The following is a 1,694-nucleotide window of genomic DNA, read 5'->3' as shown; positions in this document are numbered from 1 at the left end:
GTATCTTGCTGGAAAGAATTAAACCTAGCTGAGTGGATGAATCTTGGGTCGGAATTTTGGTATCAGCATGTCATGGGTGATAAAGACACCTTCTATTTAGCTTGGCGAAAGCTTAATCATCCATATTTTCTGGCACCAAATTGCTTGCGAATTCCAACTGTTTTGAGCCGACACTACTGGCTAGGCCGGAAACACTTGGCGGATCACCGGACAGGAACTTCAAAATATACTGTTCCTTATAAGAAGGGCTTGTTTACAAGCTATTTATCGCCTTACAAGGGACGTCCTGTCTATAAAGATTTTATTGATGAATGCTTACAAAGGTTTGTCAATAGCAATTATGGCTTACACACCAAATTCTTGAATAATTTGAAAACCTATAAAGCTACTTCTAGGTCTTAACAAATGATTTTTAACCTGTAGTGCTTAGGCAAAAGCTACTGTGAATATTGGCACTGCAGAAGTCTAGATTAAGGGGGATAGGCCTTTTCAGAAAGCGTATAGTTTTAGGATGACTGTTAGTCTGAACAAATTACAGGAACAATCTTTCTGATTTTCATTCATAACTGTACGTGGGGCATCCTAGATGTGTGTTTTGCTATGTCCATTTTTGTCAGTCCTTGACTGCAACATACATTTCAGATTCATCTATTCTGAAATCGGTTTAGGTCGTCCATAGTTCACAATCTAATCTCTTTACTTAACTTTAAAGATGCAGGTCATTTCCAACGAACTATCCGATATCAAAGATAATTCCAGTTCATCTACAAACCTGATGAAGGTTTCAGTCTGTGCTGCCACATACAAACGGCCTAACCTATTGCAAGAACTGCTGGAATCTTTGAATAATCTCACCTTTACTCGGATTCCTACGCCTATATTAGAAGTCATTATCGTTGATAACGACTCTAATCGTTCCGCTGAGGCAACTGTTGAAGCTTTCAAGTCTTCTTTTCAATGGCCACTAAAGTATGTTGTAGAAACCAACCAAGGTGTTACCTACGCCCGTAATCGTTGTATTAGCGAAGCATCTAAAGAGTCAGATTTCATTGCCATGTTAGATGATGATGAAACTGCAACTCCGCAGTGGCTAGAAGAACTCTTAATTAGTCAACAAGAATTTGATGCCGAAGTTGTGTCAGGGCCTGTTCTCGCCGTTTACAGCGAGGAGCAAGACGTTCCTACTTGGATTAGGGCCGGTGAGTTTTATTCATTTCCCCGATATGAGACGGGTCGAGCAATGGATGTTGCTTTCACCGGTAATGTAATGTTTAGCACCCAACTTTTGAAAAATCTTAAAGAAGGTGAATCCTTCTTTAACCATCGATTTGCCCATAAAGGTGCTGAAGATGTGTATCTGTTTTCAAGTTTGCACAAAGCTGGCCATAAAATTGTCTGGGCTGATGATGCGGTCCTATATGAACCTATCGCTGATCAGCGTTTATCACTGCGTTGGATTTTAAATCGGGGTTTTTGGGCATGGAGTGTCCATAGCCTGATTGAAACGGAACTCTATCCTTCAATAAAAGTTCAATCTGTTCGAGCAATTAAAGGATTGGGCTTAATTGCTATGGGAGTAATGTCTGTTGGGCCTGCGATGCTTTTGGGTAAGCATAAAGCTGCTGAGGCTTTAGTAAAAATCTCTAGGGGGATAGGCACACTGTCTGGCCTCTTAGGACGCCAAGGTAATTGGC

2 protein-coding genes are annotated in these 1,694 nt (G+C 40.8%); both read left to right on the top strand.

Features of this window, described 5'->3' with window-relative positions; translation table 11 throughout:
* A partial coding sequence (locus IQ260_RS31370; protein ID WP_228016573.1) for a hypothetical protein occupies window positions 1-402 on the top strand: 402 nt, incomplete at its 5' end.
* A gap of 310 nt (window positions 403-712) precedes the next feature.
* Window positions 713-1,694 (top strand): glycosyltransferase (locus IQ260_RS30405; protein WP_193996773.1); only part of this gene is annotated, 982 nt, incomplete at its 3' end.

Source organism: Leptolyngbya cf. ectocarpi LEGE 11479 (assembly GCF_015207065.1).
Lineage (GTDB): Bacteria > Cyanobacteriota > Cyanobacteriia > Phormidesmidales > Phormidesmidaceae > Leptothoe > Leptothoe ectocarpi.
The sequence above is the reverse complement of the archived record's forward strand: the minus strand, read 5'-3'. Positions and strand labels throughout refer to the sequence as shown.